Origin of the sequence: Shigella sp. FC1567, from assembly GCF_001743015.1 — a bacterium.
Classification (GTDB): Bacteria; Pseudomonadota; Gammaproteobacteria; order Enterobacterales; family Enterobacteriaceae; genus Escherichia; species Escherichia coli.
The window spans coordinates 1-13,865 of sequence record NZ_MIIV01000013.1 but is presented as its reverse complement, the minus strand read 5'-3'; the positions used below and the strand labels follow the sequence as shown (position 1 = coordinate 13,865).

Annotated in this window: 14 protein-coding genes and 3 pseudogenes; 3 read left to right on the top strand and 14 right to left on the bottom strand. The window is 50.3% G+C overall.

Annotation, left to right across the window (positions count from 1 at the left end):
- From BHE85_RS01165 to BHE85_RS01155, 3 genes are all read right to left on the bottom strand, one after another.
- On the bottom strand, positions 1 to 189 hold a 189-nt coding region (locus BHE85_RS01165), incomplete at its 3' end, for an IS1 family transposase (protein WP_047204290.1).
- 239 nt (positions 190 to 428) lie between these two features.
- Positions 429 to 1,175 carry a copper homeostasis protein CutC gene (cutC, locus tag BHE85_RS01160; RefSeq protein ID WP_001185758.1) on the bottom strand — a complete coding sequence of 249 codons (747 nt, stop codon included), beginning with the start codon at positions 1,173 to 1,175 and terminating at the stop codon, positions 429 to 431.
- A gap of 13 nt (positions 1,176 to 1,188) precedes the next feature.
- A complete protein-coding gene (locus BHE85_RS01155) occupies positions 1,189 to 1,755 on the bottom strand; it encodes a VOC family protein (protein ID WP_004982864.1) in 567 nt (188 codons plus the stop codon).
- A gap of 215 nt (positions 1,756 to 1,970) precedes the next feature.
- Between BHE85_RS01155 and argS the strand changes: the two are divergent.
- Positions 1,971 to 3,702, top strand: a pseudogene (gene argS, locus BHE85_RS01150) (arginine--tRNA ligase).
- A gap of 41 nt (positions 3,703 to 3,743) precedes the next feature.
- Here the strand turns inward: argS and yecV are convergent.
- Complete coding sequence (yecV, locus tag BHE85_RS27125; protein ID WP_211180499.1) at positions 3,744 to 3,788, bottom strand: protein YecV; 45 nt, start codon at positions 3,786 to 3,788, stop codon at positions 3,744 to 3,746.
- Positions 3,789 to 3,878: 90 nt separating this feature from the next.
- Between yecV and BHE85_RS01145 the strand changes: the two genes are divergently transcribed.
- A complete protein-coding gene (locus tag BHE85_RS01145) occupies positions 3,879 to 4,367 on the top strand; it encodes a lysozyme inhibitor LprI family protein (RefSeq protein WP_004982998.1) in 489 nt (162 codons plus the stop codon).
- 119 nt (positions 4,368 to 4,486) lie between these two features.
- Here the strand turns inward: BHE85_RS01145 and flhE are convergent, their stop codons facing one another.
- From flhE to flhD, 9 genes and pseudogenes are all read right to left on the bottom strand, one after another.
- Positions 4,487 to 4,879, bottom strand: a complete 393-nt coding sequence (flhE, locus tag BHE85_RS01140; protein WP_001259583.1) for a flagellar protein FlhE — start codon at positions 4,877 to 4,879, stop codon at positions 4,487 to 4,489.
- Positions 4,879 to 6,957, bottom strand: a complete 2,079-nt coding sequence (gene flhA, locus BHE85_RS01135) for a flagellar biosynthesis protein FlhA (protein WP_128832465.1) — start codon at positions 6,955 to 6,957, stop codon at positions 4,879 to 4,881. Before flhA ends, flhE begins: the two co-directional genes overlap by 1 nt.
- Positions 6,950 to 8,023: pseudogene (gene flhB / locus BHE85_RS01130) on the bottom strand (flagellar biosynthesis protein FlhB); the annotation flags it as partial. The gene flhA and the pseudogene flhB, both read right to left, overlap by 8 nt.
- A 112-nt stretch (positions 8,024 to 8,135) precedes the next feature.
- Positions 8,136 to 8,780: a protein phosphatase CheZ gene (cheZ, locus tag BHE85_RS01125; protein WP_000983609.1), complete on the bottom strand. Its 645-nt coding sequence runs from the start codon at positions 8,778 to 8,780 to the stop codon at positions 8,136 to 8,138.
- A 10-nt stretch (positions 8,781 to 8,790) separates the two neighbouring features.
- The gene (cheY, locus tag BHE85_RS01120) at positions 8,791 to 9,180 is read right to left on the bottom strand and encodes a chemotaxis response regulator CheY (protein WP_000763866.1); all 390 of its coding nucleotides are present in this window, start codon (positions 9,178 to 9,180) and stop codon (positions 8,791 to 8,793) included.
- Positions 9,181 to 9,194: 14 nt separating this feature from the next.
- Entirely contained in the window at positions 9,195 to 10,133 is a 939-nt protein-coding gene (locus BHE85_RS01115; protein WP_000036377.1) for a protein-glutamate methylesterase/protein-glutamine glutaminase, read from the bottom strand.
- Positions 10,134 to 10,135: 2 nt separating this feature from the next.
- On the bottom strand, positions 10,136 to 10,948 hold the full coding sequence (gene cheR, locus BHE85_RS01110; protein ID WP_032324276.1) for a protein-glutamate O-methyltransferase CheR: 813 nt from the start codon (positions 10,946 to 10,948) through the stop codon (positions 10,136 to 10,138).
- Between the two features lie 138 nt (positions 10,949 to 11,086).
- The gene (gene flhC, locus BHE85_RS01105; RefSeq protein ID WP_001291578.1) at positions 11,087 to 11,653 is read right to left on the bottom strand and encodes a flagellar transcriptional regulator FlhC; all 567 of its coding nucleotides are present in this window, start codon (positions 11,651 to 11,653) and stop codon (positions 11,087 to 11,089) included.
- A gap of 2 nt (positions 11,654 to 11,655) precedes the next feature.
- Positions 11,656 to 12,006 (bottom strand): flagellar transcriptional regulator FlhD, encoded by a 351-nt coding sequence (gene flhD, locus BHE85_RS01100; RefSeq protein ID WP_004982958.1) that lies wholly within the window; start codon positions 12,004 to 12,006, stop codon positions 11,656 to 11,658.
- Between the two features lie 778 nt (positions 12,007 to 12,784).
- Between flhD and uspC the strand changes: the two genes are divergently transcribed.
- Complete coding sequence (gene uspC / locus BHE85_RS01095; RefSeq protein WP_000122426.1) at positions 12,785 to 13,213, top strand: universal stress protein UspC; 429 nt, start codon at positions 12,785 to 12,787, stop codon at positions 13,211 to 13,213.
- Between the two features lie 6 nt (positions 13,214 to 13,219).
- On the opposite strand, the pseudogene BHE85_RS01090 reads toward uspC, so the two are convergent.
- Positions 13,220 to 13,768, bottom strand: a pseudogene (locus BHE85_RS01090) (trehalose-6-phosphate synthase); the annotation flags it as partial.
- Positions 13,769 to 13,865 lie beyond the last annotated feature (97 nt).

Below are 13,865 nucleotides of genomic sequence, written 5' to 3'. Positions count from 1 at the left end.
GCCATTCATGGCCATATCAATGATTTTCTGGTGCGTACCGGGCTGAGAGGCGGTGTAAGTGAACTGTAGTTGCCATGTTTTACGGCAATGAGAGCAGAGATAGCGCTGATGTCCGGCAGTGCTTTTGCCGTTACGCACCACGCCTTCAGTAGCGGAGCAGGAAGGACATCTGATGGAAATGGAAGCCACGCAAGCACCTTAAAATCACCATCATACACTAAATCAGTAAGTTGGCAGCATTACCCCATAATTAATGTGAATATATAAAATATTTTTAGCACAACGCTATGTTCACTGTCACCCGCTCAACAGATCACGGTTATCGTACGTTTTTTATACTGCTCAGGGATAAAAAAGGCCCCTGTCGAAATTGCAGGGGCCTGGTACGAGCAAGCATCATATTGGGCGACATGATGCAACGGTAAAAATCATTTGGCCTGATGGCGTTCAATGATTCCTTTCATTTCAGCAACCGCCGCCCCGTCTACGACATAACGCGAATACTCGTCCGCGTGTGCATCTGATGACATGGACAATCCTTGATTACGATAACGCATCGGTGAAGCTTGCCACGCTCCCGCGGAGCTATGGACTTCCAGCACTCCGGCATCGAGGAAGTGGTGCAGGTTTTCTGCACGGACTCCTGCTCCGGCCATAATGATTGGAGCATCACGATGGGCAATAAGTTCCATAATTTTTGATAAACCTTGCAGTGCATCTGATTTTTGCCCTGATGTCAGCACCCGGGCGATGCCCAATTCCGCAAGATTACTGAGTGTATTTAAAGGGTTAGCGCACATATCGAAGGCGCGATGAAAAGTCACTGCCAGCGGACCGGCAGCAGCCATTATTTTTTCCATTCGTGGCATATCGACATTCCCGTCAACATCGAGCACGCCCGTCACCAGTCCAGGAAAACCTAATTCGCGGACTGTGCGCACATCCTCAAGAATGGCGGCAAACTCACCGTCGCTGTAGCAAAAATCACCACCGCGTGGGCGGATAATCGGATGCACAGGGATCGTCACCCACTGGCGCACGGATTTCAGTACACCCAACGACGGCGTTAAGCCCCCCTCTTTTGGGGCTGCGCATAATTCAACTCTGTCTGCGCCGTTTTGCTGCGCCGTTAGTGCACATTCCATGCTGTAACAGCAAATTTCCAGTAATGCCATTTTTACTCCTTAATTACGCCGACTGCTCGCTGGCAACGATCTCTTCAATGGACCACGGATGAAACTTAATAGTTGTTTTGCCATCGGTGACCGCCAGCGTCGGATTCGGTAATCGCTCATACTCACCTTTTGGCGAACTGGTTTTCACTGAGATCCCCGGTAGGCTGAGTCCTTCATCAGAAAGCAATGCCAGCGCACGGGCATTCAGCGTTTCTGGATCACCCGGCAGAACGATTTCAATATGTTCCCAACCTTCGTGTGGGTAACGTTTTTCCCCGGGCCACGGTAGCTCCACAATGGAAAACTGCCAGTGCGCAACCTGTACCGGTTCATGCAATTTAAACAGACAAATCGGTCTGCCATTGATCATATTTTCTGACAAAAGCTCGCCACACTGTTCAAAACCGCGACGCCAGCGCTCAGCGGTGACGTTTTGATGGCAACGCAAAGAAATGTGATCGGCAGTCAGCGGAGTGATATCCAACCCCAGACGGCGGGAGAGTTCATCTAATGCGTGGGTAAATCGCGGTAAATCCGATGCAATATCCTGCAGCTCGTCGATAGATTGCCAGTTCGCCATAATCACTCTTCGTCTTTCAGTAAAAGCGTTAATTTACCCTGTTGCCCTGCGCCAACCAACCGCTGATTTCACGCCGCTTCTGATGCAATAGTGAAAACGGCAATACGCCACGCGCACGTTGCTGACGAAAACAGCCATTTGCAGTATACTCCCGCCCTAATTTCTTTAACTGGTGCGGGCAATTTTTGCTCGCTTCATCAATGTAAGGTATTCCGGTGAATATTCAGGCTCTTCTCTCAGAAAAAGTCCGTCAGGCCATGATTGCGCAGGCGCGCCTGCGGATTGCGAACCGCAGGTTCGTCAGTCAGCAAAAGTTCAGTTCGGCGACTATCAGGCTAACGGCATGATGGCAGTTGCTAAAAAACTGGGTATGGCACCGCGACAATTAGCAGAGCAGGTGCTGACTCATCTGGATCTTAACGGTATCGCCAGCAAAGTTGAGATCGCCGGTCCAGGCTTTATCAACATTTTCCTTGATCCGGCATTCCTGGCTGAACATGTTCAGCAGGCGCTGGCGTCCGATCGTCTCGGTGTTTCTACGCCAGAAAAACAGACCATTGTGGTTGACTACTCTGCGCCAAACGTGGCGAAAGAGATGCATGTCGGTCACCTGCGCTCTACCATTATTGGTGACGCAGCAGTGCGTACTCTGGAGTTCCTCGGTCACAAAGTGATTCGCGCAAACCACGTCGGCGACTGGGGCACTCAGTTCGGTATGCTGATTGCATGGCTGGAAAAGCAGCAGCAGGAAAACGCCGGTGAAATGGAGCTGGCTGACCTTGAAGGTTTCTACCGCGATGCGAAAAAGCATTACGACGAAGATGAAGAGTTTGCCGAGCGTGCACGTAACTACGTGGTAAAACTGCAAAGCGGTGACGAATATTTCCGCGAGATGTGGCACAAACTGGTCGACATCACCATGACGCAGAACCAGATCACCTACGATCGTCTCAACGTGACGCTGACCCGTGATGACGTGATGGGCGAAAGCCTCTACAACCCAATGCTGCCAGGAATTGTGGCGGATCTCAAAGCCAAAGGTCTGGCAGTAGAAAGCGAAGGGGCGACCGTCGTATTCCTTGATGAGTTTAAAAACAAGGAAGGCGAACCGATGGGCGTGATCATTCAGAAGAAAGATGGCGGCTATCTCTACACCACCACTGATATCGCCTGTGCGAAATATCGTTATGAAACACTGCATGCCGATCGCGTGCTGTATTACATCGACTCCCGTCAGCATCAACACCTGATGCAGGCATGGGCGATCGTCCGTAAAGCAGGCTATGTACCGGAATCCGTACCGCTGGAACACCACATGTTCGGCATGATGCTGGGTAAAGACGGCAAACCGTTCAAAACCGCGCGGGTGGTACAGTGAAACTGGCCGATCTGCTGGATGAAGCCTTGGAACGTGCACGCCGTCTGGTGGCAGAAAAGAACCCGGATATGCCAGCTGACGAGCTGGAAAAACTGGCTAACGCGGTTGGTATTGGAGCGGTGAAATATGCGGATCTCTCCAAAAACCGCACCACGGACTACATCTTCGACTGGGACAACATGCTGGCGTTTGAGGGTAATACCGCGCCATACATGCAGTATGCTTACACGCGTGTATTGTCCGTGTTCCGTAAGGCAGAAATTAACGAAGAGCAACTGGCTGCAGCTCCGGTAATCATCCGTGAAGATCGTGAAGCGCAACTGGCAGCTCGCCTGCTGCAGTTTGAAGAAACCCTCACCGTGGTTGCCCGTGAAGGCACGCCGCATGTGATGTGTGCTTACCTGTACGATCTGGCTGGTCTGTTCTCTGGCTTCTACGAGCACTGCCCGATCCTCAGCGCAGAAAACGAAGAAGTGCGTAACAGCCGTCTGAAACTGGCACAACTGACAGCGAAGACGCTAAAGCTGGGTCTGGATACGCTGGGTATTGAGACAGTAGAGCGTATGTAATCGATTTTTCGTGAGAGTAAAGCCTGATCAGGGTTACCTGATCAGGCTTTTTTATTGCCATCTAAATGTATTCTGAAAATGGACATGCCATTGTTTTCTGACTGTTGGATAAGAGGCCAGAAGCGTAATATCCGGCCCCAGGGAAACGATAACGGTTGAATTTAAGGAATACCGCAGTGTTTAAATTTCTTGTATTAACATTAGGCATTATCTCTTGCCAGGCTTACGCAGAAGATACGGTTATAGTAAACGACCATGACATTTCAGCCATCAAAGATTGTTGGCAAAAAAATTCAGATGATGATACTGACATTAACGTGATCAAATCATGCCTGCGACAAGAATACAATCTCGTCGATGCGCAATTAAATAAAGCCTATGGTGAAGCTTATCGTTATATAGAACAAGTGCCACGCACAGGTGTAAAAAAACCTGATATCGAACAACTTAACTTGCTTAAAAAATCACAGCGAGCCTGGCTGGATTTTAGGGACAAAGAATGTGAATTAATCCTTTCAAATGAGGACGTTCAGGATTTAAGTGACCCTTATTCTGAATCAGAATGGCTCTCATGTATGATCATACAGACCAATACGCGAACTCGCCAGTTGCAGCTATACCGTAACTCTGAAGATTTTTATCCAAGCCCTTTGACAAGAGGATAATTCACATCTTTTTGGCATGTTTTGTTGCAAGCTATTCCTGATAAATAATTGCAACAAGACATCGAGCCTTTTTCACTGAGTTATTAAACATACTCGCGAGCGCGTAATTTTTTTGTCCTTCAGCGATAATTCACAATCACTTCATTACGTTGTACCTTTAGCGGTGGAATTAACCGCCCACCGCCTGGCACTTCCCAGATAAATCGCAACGGTTCTGCTGCCGCTATACCGGAAAAGGCCACGGTGGTTCCGCTCTGCCCCTCTAATTCGACACAACGAGATTGCGAACACAAGCGAACCCGCAGTCCTGAAGGTGTCGGGCCGATAAGCTGATAACGCCACGCTACCAGCGTCATCAATCCTGAAGCAGGTTGTCGCGTAGAAAGAGGCGCAGACGACATCGACTCACCGCGATGATTTAGCGTAATTCCTACACTACTTGCCTGCCACATCCCCTCCCCGGCGGCTTGCACCAGCAGCGGAAACAATAATATTGCTAATAAGGTTCTCATTATTTGCCGCCAATTGTCGCCGTCATGCGGATATGTCGGTTATCAGACAGTTCCAGATTCGACAGGACCACTAACTGCGGCAAGCTGCGGCGCAGGAAGCGAGACAATAATGGTCGCAGCGCGTGGTTCACCAACAATACTGGCGGCGCACCCAGCATCTCCTGACGGGATAGCGCTTCCTGAGTTTGCGCCAGTAAACGATCCGCCAGCCCTGGCTCCAGTCCTCCCCCGCCCTGCAGCGCCTGTAGTAACAAACGTTCCAGCGGTGTATCGAGGCCAATAACATGGACTTCATCTTTGCCAGGAAACCACTGCTGGGTAATCGCCCGTCCCAACGCCACGCGCACGACGGCGGTTAATTCATGTGGATCGCTTTGGATGGGCGCATGTTCCGCCAGCGTTTCGAGAATGGTGCGCATATCGCGAATCGGTACTTTTTCATCGAGGAGATTTTGCAGCACTTTATGCAGTGTGGTGAGCGTGACGACGCCAGGAACGAGATCTTCCGTCAGCTTTGGCATCTCCTGGGCGACGCGATCCAACAGCTGTTGCGCCTCCTGACGACCAAACAGCTCTGCGGCATGCTGGCTAATGAGGTGGTTAAGATGCGTTGCTACCACCGTGCTGGCCTCAACCACTGTGTACCCCTGAATCTGCGCCTGTTCTTTTAGCGCACTTTCAATCCAGATAGCATTCAGGCCAAATGCCGGATCGACGGTCGCCTCACCAGGTAACGTCCCGGCAGCGGTTCCAGGGTTAATCGCCAACCAGCGCCTCGGATAAGCATCACCACTGCCAATCTCCACGCCTTTCATCAAAATGCGATAGCGGGCAGGTTGCAGATCCATATTGTCGCGAATGTGCACCACTGGCGGCAGAAATCCCATCTCCTGGGCAAATTTCTTGCGGATACTGCGTATACGGCCCAACAACTCACCATCCTGCTGGAAATCGACCATCGGGATCAGTCGATAACCCACTTCCATTCCCAGAGAATCTTCCAGTTGTACATCGTTCCACGTCGCTTCGACAACGGTATTATTCTCTGCCATTTTTACCGGTTTGGGTTCGGCAGGCGCTTTTTGTTCGCATCCGCGTATCCACCAGGCCAGCCCCAGCAATCCGGCAGTGAACAGCAAAAATACCAGGTTCGGCATTCCAGGCACCAAGCCGAGTAAACCGAGCACGGCGGCGCTTAACAACATAACGCTTGGGTTACTGAAAAGCTGATTCACCATCTGCTCGCCAACATCCTGATCGGTGCTGACACGCGTAACGATGACCCCCGCGGCGGTAGAAATCACCAGCGCCGGAATTTGTGCCACCAGACCGTCGCCAATGGTCAATAGCGTATAACTTTCCGCCGCGTGTCCCATGCTCATGCCATGTTGCAGCACGCCGACCAGCAACCCGCCGACAACGTTAATGACCATGATGAGGATCCCGGCGATGGCATCGCCGCGAACAAACTTACTTGCCCCGTCCATTGAGCCGTAAAAATCGGCTTCCTGAGTCACTTCGGAGCGGCGTTTTTTCGCCTCATCTTCACCAATCAATCCAGCGTTAAGGTCGGCGTCAATCGCCATCTGCTTACCCGGCATACCATCGAGAACAAAGCGCGCACCCACTTCTGCGATACGCCCGGCACCTTTGGTAATGACCATAAAGTTGATGATCACGAGAATGACAAACACCACGATACCTATAGCGAAATTGCCACCAACGAGGAAGTGACCGAACGCTTCGACCACCTTCCCTGCCGCCGCCGCGCCGGTATGCCCTTCCATCAAAATGATACGGGTTGAAGCCACGTTAAGTGCCAGACGCAACAACGTAGTAAACAACAGAATGGTCGGAAACGCAGCAAACTCAAGCGTGCGCTGGGTAAACATCGCCACCAGCAACACCATGATCGACAAGGCAATATTGAAGGTAAACAACAGGTCGAGTATGAATGCGGGCAGTGGCAGCACCATCATCGACAAGATCAACAGGATCAAAATCGGTCCGGCAAGGATCTGCCATTGTGTCGATTTCAGGTTTGCGGGCAGGCGCAGCATCGCGGCCAGATTACTCATGGGTCGGTTTCTCGTTAATAAAATCCAGGGCTTCCGGCACCGGAAGATGAGTAGGTTGTACAGGGCGCTGTCCACCAGCCAGACGCCAGCGTTTCAGTTGCCAGATCCAGGCCAGCACTTCCGCCACCGCGGCGTACAGTTGACCCGGGATTTGTTGACCAATCTCCGCATGTCGATACAGCGCTCGCGCCAGCGGCGGCGCTTCAAGCGTCGGGACGTTATTTTCAGCGCCAATTTCACGAATGCGCAGCGCGACCAGCCCTGCACCTTTAGCGACCACTTTCGGTGCGCTCATTTTGTTTTCGTCATACTGCAACGCTACCGAATAGTGGGTCGGGTTATTGACAATGACATCCGCTTTCGGCACATCGGCCATCATCCGACGCCGTGCGGCAGCTCGCTGCATCTGACGGATCCGTCCTTTAACATGGGGGTCGCCTTCGCTTTGTTTGAACTCATCACGAATATCCTGCCGCGACATTCGCAGCTTTTTCAGGTGGCTGAAGATTTGGAAAAAGACGTCAAATCCCACCATTGGAATGACACCAAGCACCACCAGCAGTGCGCATAGCCCTACCAAATCCATCGCATTACCCATGGCGGTAATCGGAGACTCGGCCAGTAAGCGCATCATCTGCGGCCAGTGATGCCAGAGAAAAAACCCCGTCACGCTGCCAACCAAGATGGTTTTCAAAATTGCTTTAAGCAACTCCGCGCCAGTCTGTGCCGAGAACATCCGTTTAATGCCCGGTAGCGGGTTGAGTTTGGAAAACTTCGGCTGCAAGGATTTTCCGCTAAATACCAGCCCCCCCAGCATGACCGGAGAAATGAGCGCTACCAGCACCACGCCGCTAATCAGCGGTAGCAGCGCCAGCATGGCTTCTCTGATCAGCAGAATAATCTGCCCGAGGATCAGATTCGGGTCTTTGATAATACTGTGATCAAAATGCAGCCCAGCGGAGAGCATGCCCGACAATCGACGGGCCAGCGACACACCGCCGAACCAGATAACACACACGCCCACCAGCAAAATCAGCAGTGAGGTCAGTTCACGGGAACGCGGGATTTAGGGCTTTTGCTGCCACACATCAAGCATAGTGTGCGTTTGTCGGATGCGGCGTCATCGCCTTATCAGACCGCCTGATATGACGTGGTCACGCCACATCAGGCAATACAAATCAAAATCCAAGACTATCCAACAAATCGTCCACCTGATCCTGACTGGCTACCACACCGGCTTTGCTGGTATCGACCTGAGGTCCATTAAGCAAACTCTGGTTTTCACGTTTTGGACGCGACTCCTGTTCCGGGATGTTTTCCAACAGCACCATCAGCAACTGGCGTTCGATCTCCTGAATGACATCCATCATCCGCTTAATAACCTGCCCGGTGAGATCCTGAAAATCCTGCGCCATCATGATTTCCAGCAGTTGCGCGTTAGTAAAGCTGGTATGCGCGGGTACATCTGCCAGAAATTGTCGTGTATCTGTTACCAGTTCACGGGCGTCGGCAAGGTCAATCGGATCGGCAAACCAGTCATCCCAACGTTGGGTTAACGCTTTTGCTGATTTCTCCATTTGATCCTGATGCGGTTGTGACGCCTCAACACTGTTCAGCGCCCGCTCCGCAGCCTGGGCGGTCATCTGCACAACATAGTACAAACGATCGCGCGCATCGGGGATGGCTTCCGCCGCTTCGGCAATGGCCTGATCCAGCCCCAGTTCCCGCAAACTGTCGCGCAGCATACGCGTCAGGCTGCCGATGCGCGCAATGATATCGCCAGCTGAATGCTCGTCAGCAGGTTTGATTGATGGTTGCATCATAGTCGCATCCTCACATGTCCAGTTTATCAAAGATTTTGTTGAGTTTTTCCTCCAGCGTCGCGGCGGTAAATGGCTTCACCACATAGCCACTGGCCCCCGCTTGCGCCGCAGCAATGATGTTCTCTTTCTTCGCTTCTGCAGTCACCATTAACACTGGCAATGCCGACATCGCGCCATCCGCACGAATTGTTTTCAGCAATTCCAGGCCATCCATATTGGGCATGTTCCAGTCGGAGATAACAAATCCATAACCGCCTGCCTGCAACTTATTGAGAGCGTCGACGCCATCTTCCGCTTCCTCAACATTATTGAATCCCAGCTCTTTCAGCAGGTTACGCACTATGCGTCGCATGGTGGAAAAGTCATCCACAACCAAAAATTTAAGTTCTTTATCCGCCATTTCACACTCCTGATTTAAATACGTATCGCCTGTCCGGCACTAATTTTTGCCAACATTTGCTGGCTTACCTGGCTAAGATCGACCACTTCGCAGACACCACCCATATTGATGGCCTCGCGCGGCATGCCGAACACCACGCAACTTGCTTCGTTTTGCGCAAGGGTCCATGCCCCCGCCTGACGCATCGCCAACATTCCCACCGGGCCGTCGTGAATTTTGATTTGATAATTTGCGCCACTACGCGCCAGTTCCATATGCCGATCGCCCGGCGCAATATAGGCATGCCCCGGCAAGACACGTTCTCCGTCTTCGGCTTCTTTAACCCCGATCTGGCAAAGCTTATTAAGTCTGTCGGCAAAAGAGCGGGTGAAACCGGGCGGCATATGTTGGGTAATTAACAATGCCGGGCTGGAAAGCGGCAACGGTTGCAGTACGTGACGAATTGCCTCAGTTCCACCCGTTGAAGCACCAATCGCAATCAGTTTTTCAGAACTCAACAACGGACCCGCCTTCAGCGTTGTCGGTGCTGACAATGGCTTATGTGCTGCAAGGCTCGCCTTTGCTGCCGTACGCACCTTTTCAGCAATCATTTCGCTATACGCCAGCATTCCTTCGCGAATACCCAGTTGCGGTTTGGTGACAAAATCTATTGCCCCCAGCTCCAGCGCGCGCAGCGTGACTTCTGATCCTTTGCCGGTCAAGGAAGAAACCATCACAACGGGCATTGGACGCAAACGCATTAATTTTTCGAGGAAATCCAGTCCGTCCATCCGCGGCATTTCAACATCCAGCGTCAGCACATCGGGATTGAATTTCTTAATCAAGTCACGCGCGACCAGCGGATCAGGCGCGGTCGCCACCATTTCCATGTCGCTATGGCTGTTGATGATTTCTGTCATGATCTGGCGCATCAGTGCCGAATCATCGACAGATAACACCCTGATTTTGCTCATCGTTAATCCTTACTTAGCGCATACACCGTCTGACCACGCAGCGTGAAGCGGCGCTCAAGGTGGCTAAAGTTTTCAGAGTGACCCGCAAACAGCAATCCGTCGGGTTTAAGGAGCGGAACAAAGCGGCGCAAAATCTCCTGCTGGGTATTTTGATCGAAGTAGATCATGACGTTACGACAGAAGATCGCATCAAACGGCCCCGGCACGGTGTACTGTTTCGCCAGTAGATTCAGCGGGGCAAAATCAACATAGTTCGCCAGCTCCTGACGCACGCGTACCAGCCCTTCATGCGGTCCCGTCCCTCGCATGAAATACCGTTGCAGTTGCTGCGGCGTCAGGTTTTTCAACTCTTCATGGCGATAAATACCGCTTCTGGCTTTTTCCAGCACTTCGGTGTCGATATCACTGGCAAACACTTTCCAGCGTCCGGGCGCGGTGCCCAATGTGTCAGCCAGCGTCATCGCAATGCTGTACGGCTCTTCGCCGGTTGAAGCCGCCGCGCTCCATACGCGATACTCGCCAGAACGGCGACGTGCGTGATCCGCGAGCAGAGGGAAATGATGTGCCTCACGGAAAAATGCCGTCAGATTCGTGGTCAGCGAATTGATAAACGCCTGCCACTCACCGCTGTGCTGATTAGATTCCAGCAAGTTCAGATAATGACCGAAATCCGTCAGTCCCAGCGAACGCAAACGACGAACCAGTCGGTTGTAAACCATGTCGCGTTTATGATCGGCCAGGACGATCCCGGCTCGTTGATAGATCAATTGACTTATCCGCCGAAAACTGTACCGAGAACAACCAGGTAACCTAATAAGATAAGCACGACATCATCCTTCCACTGTTGACCATGACAGGATGTTCAGTCGTCAGGCGTTAACGCGCGATTGGGGCAAAAAAAAAGCAGCGGTACGTCGTTACCGCTGCTGGCATGTTGCGCCACACCGTATCAGTTAAACAGCCTGTACTCTCTGTTCATCCAGCAGTTGTGGGATAATATCGGCAGGATTCTGGGAAAGTTTACGTCTTTTTACTGCCCGGGATGGCGGTTGACATAAGCTGCAGGCAAAGCTGCCAACAGGCTGGTGAGCGTGGGTAATAAAATTGCCGCCGCAGCAGTTGCAGCTGGAAAGTTGCAGTAATCCACTTTCAACAAACCGCACCAATGTCCAGGCACGGGTTAATGCCAGCAGTGGTCCTTCTTCTGCTTGTGGGCACTGTTCAAGGTATAAACGGTAGGCTTTGATCACCGCATCGACGCCATTACACAAACCTGTTTTCAGTAAAAACTGCCATGCATTACAGAACATCGAAGCATGAACGTTTTGTTCCCAGGTCATAAACCAGTCGGTTGAGAATGGCAGCATGCCTTTCGGCGGTGGGCTTCCGCGCAGTTCTTTATAAAGTTTTATCAGGCGTCCGCGACTTAACTGTGTTTCGCTTTCCAGCATCTGCAAACGAGCGCCCAGGGTGATCAATTCAATATCCCGCGCTTCCTGAACAATGCTTTTTTCACTCATGATCAGGCCCTTTTCTTGCGCAGCGCTTCTTCAGGCTGATTAACATCATTCAGCAAGCGTGTTGAGAGCATGATGCCGGTATGAATTTGCTGGAGATCGTTAACGCGGGAATCTTGCGTCAACTGAGTAATCGTCTGGTGGCTGTCAAAACGGAAGTGACAAACCAGTTGATTGGTTTCTGCCAGCTTAACCATTTGCGGAAGAGTCAGTGCCGCTAACGTTGTCGCCATTTCTTCATTTATGCCGAGACGAAACATAGCGGACGCTTTGTCCTGAACAATCAAACGCTGTGCAAGTAGTAAATATGACAAGTTGATGTCATAAATGTGTTTCAGCAACTCGGAGGTATGCATTATTCCCACCCAGAATAACCAACTTTATTTTTATGCGGTTTCACCGCACCCCGTGATGTCGCCGGGAAGCCCCGGTAAAAAATAATTAGCATTAGAATAGTGCGATAAGCTGCAATAAGCAGAACCACCTTTTTGGTTTAATATGTCCTTACAAATAGAAATGGGTCTTTACACTTATCTAAGATTTTTCCTAAATCGACGCAACTGTACTCGTCACTACACGCACATACAACGGAGGGGGGCTGCGATTTTCAATAATGTGTGATGCAGATCACACAAAACACTCAATTACTTAACATAAATGTATAAGCCATACTTTTGTTTTGGGTGTATTTCAATCTGTTAAAAAGTTTTTCGCTACGCTAGCAAGCAAAAATGAAACTGGAATAATCGAAATGGGATGTTGCGCACAGTTAAAATAACTCACCGTAAATAATCATCTGCTATAAATAATCACTTTCATGCAATACCAGATAAGCTATTTTTAAACAGACACTTACCGCACAACAAACTAATTAAATACAAAGAAAGGCAACAATCAACTTAATGTTAATCAAATGTTTTACATATATTAACCACTTGTTTAATGCGGAGAATCAGTACACTATTTTCTTATAATTACATTTGAAATTATATGATCACCGGGAGTGATTGATTAATTGTCTTTACTAATAATCAGACTAATATTTACCTGTTTGACCGAGTTGGGATTGCGTCGTTTCTCCATTAGGAGTAAAGCTTTAATGTCACCTGAAGTTCACAGAATAAGGAACAGGTTATGAGCTATAGCAATATTCTTGTCGCTGTTGCGGTTACACCGGAAAGTCAGCAACTGCTGGCAAAAGCGGTATCTATCGCCAGGCCAGTAAAGGGACACATCAGTTTAATTACTCTCGCTTCCGACCCGGAAATGTACAATCAATTAGCCGCGCCGATGCTTGAAGATTTACGCAGCGTGATGCAAGAAGAAACGCAAAGCTTTCTTGATAAGTTAATTCAGGATGCGGGGTATCCCGTTGACAAGACGTTTATTGCCTACGGTGAGTTAAGCGAACATATTCTGGAAGTATGTCACAAACATCATTTCGATTTGGTGATTTGCGGTAATCACAATCACAGTTTCTTTTCGCGAGCATCCTGCTCGGCGAAAAGAGTGATTGCCTCAAGTGAGGTCGATGTGCTGTTAGTTCCACTTACGGGTGATTAACCGCTCCTACGCAAGCTTTGGAAAGGTAGCAACTTTATCGCGCTGCTGGCTTTCCGCGCTTCGCGGAACTATCTGCTTTAGGTCGCTAATGAAGCACTCCTGCCAGTGGTTAATATCGTTTTTCACGATAACGTCCAGCATTTCTGCATGACGGGAAATACGTTCCGCCAGCGACATAGTCAATGCACGATCCAGCGCAGCTGCAACTTCGTCACGATCGTAGGGGTTAACAATTAACGCCGACGTTAACTCGTTTGCCGCTCCCGCAAATTGCGAAAGAACAAGAACGCCCGGGTTGGCTGGGTCCTGAGCAGCAACATACTCTTTTGCTACCAGGTTCATCCCGTCACGCAGTGGCGTCACTAAGCCCACGTCAGAGTAGCGGAATATTTTCATCAGTAATTTACGGTCAAAATGCTGATTCAAATAATAAAGCGGCGTCCAGCCTAATTGCCCGTATTTACCATTAATTCGTCCAGCTTCATTTTCGAGCTGATGACGAATATCCTGATAGGCTTGCACATCACCACGCGACGTTGGTGCAATCTGGGTATGAAGTGGTCAACAAAAACTGGCCACCGAGTTAGAGTTTTTCCAGTATCGATTTTCCGATTCGTTTGGGGGGAACCCACCGTTATATTCGTGCGGTCTT

Coding starts and splice junctions, on each gene's coding strand:
- flhA (WP_128832465.1), bottom strand. CDS start 6,957: ATGAGTAATCTGGCCGCGATGCTGCGCCTGCCCGCAAACCTGAAATCG.
- flhC (WP_001291578.1), bottom strand. CDS start 11,653: ATGAGTGAAAAAAGCATTGTTCAGGAAGCGCGGGATATTGAATTGATC.
- cutC (WP_001185758.1), bottom strand. CDS start 1,175: ATGGCATTACTGGAAATTTGCTGTTACAGCATGGAATGTGCACTAACG.
- flhD (WP_004982958.1), bottom strand. CDS start 12,006: ATGCATACCTCCGAGTTGCTGAAACACATTTATGACATCAACTTGTCA.
- cheY (WP_000763866.1), bottom strand. CDS start 9,180: ATGGCGGATAAAGAACTTAAATTTTTGGTTGTGGATGACTTTTCCACC.
- cheZ (WP_000983609.1), bottom strand. CDS start 8,780: ATGATGCAACCATCAATCAAACCTGCTGACGAGCATTCAGCTGGCGAT.
- uspC (WP_000122426.1), top strand. CDS start 12,785: ATGAGCTATAGCAATATTCTTGTCGCTGTTGCGGTTACACCGGAAAGT.
- BHE85_RS01155 (WP_004982864.1), bottom strand. CDS start 1,755: ATGGCGAACTGGCAATCTATCGACGAGCTGCAGGATATTGCATCGGAT.
- BHE85_RS01115 (WP_000036377.1), bottom strand. CDS start 10,133: ATGAGCAAAATCAGGGTGTTATCTGTCGATGATTCGGCACTGATGCGC.
- flhE (WP_001259583.1), bottom strand. CDS start 4,879: ATGAGAACCTTATTAGCAATATTATTGTTTCCGCTGCTGGTGCAAGCC.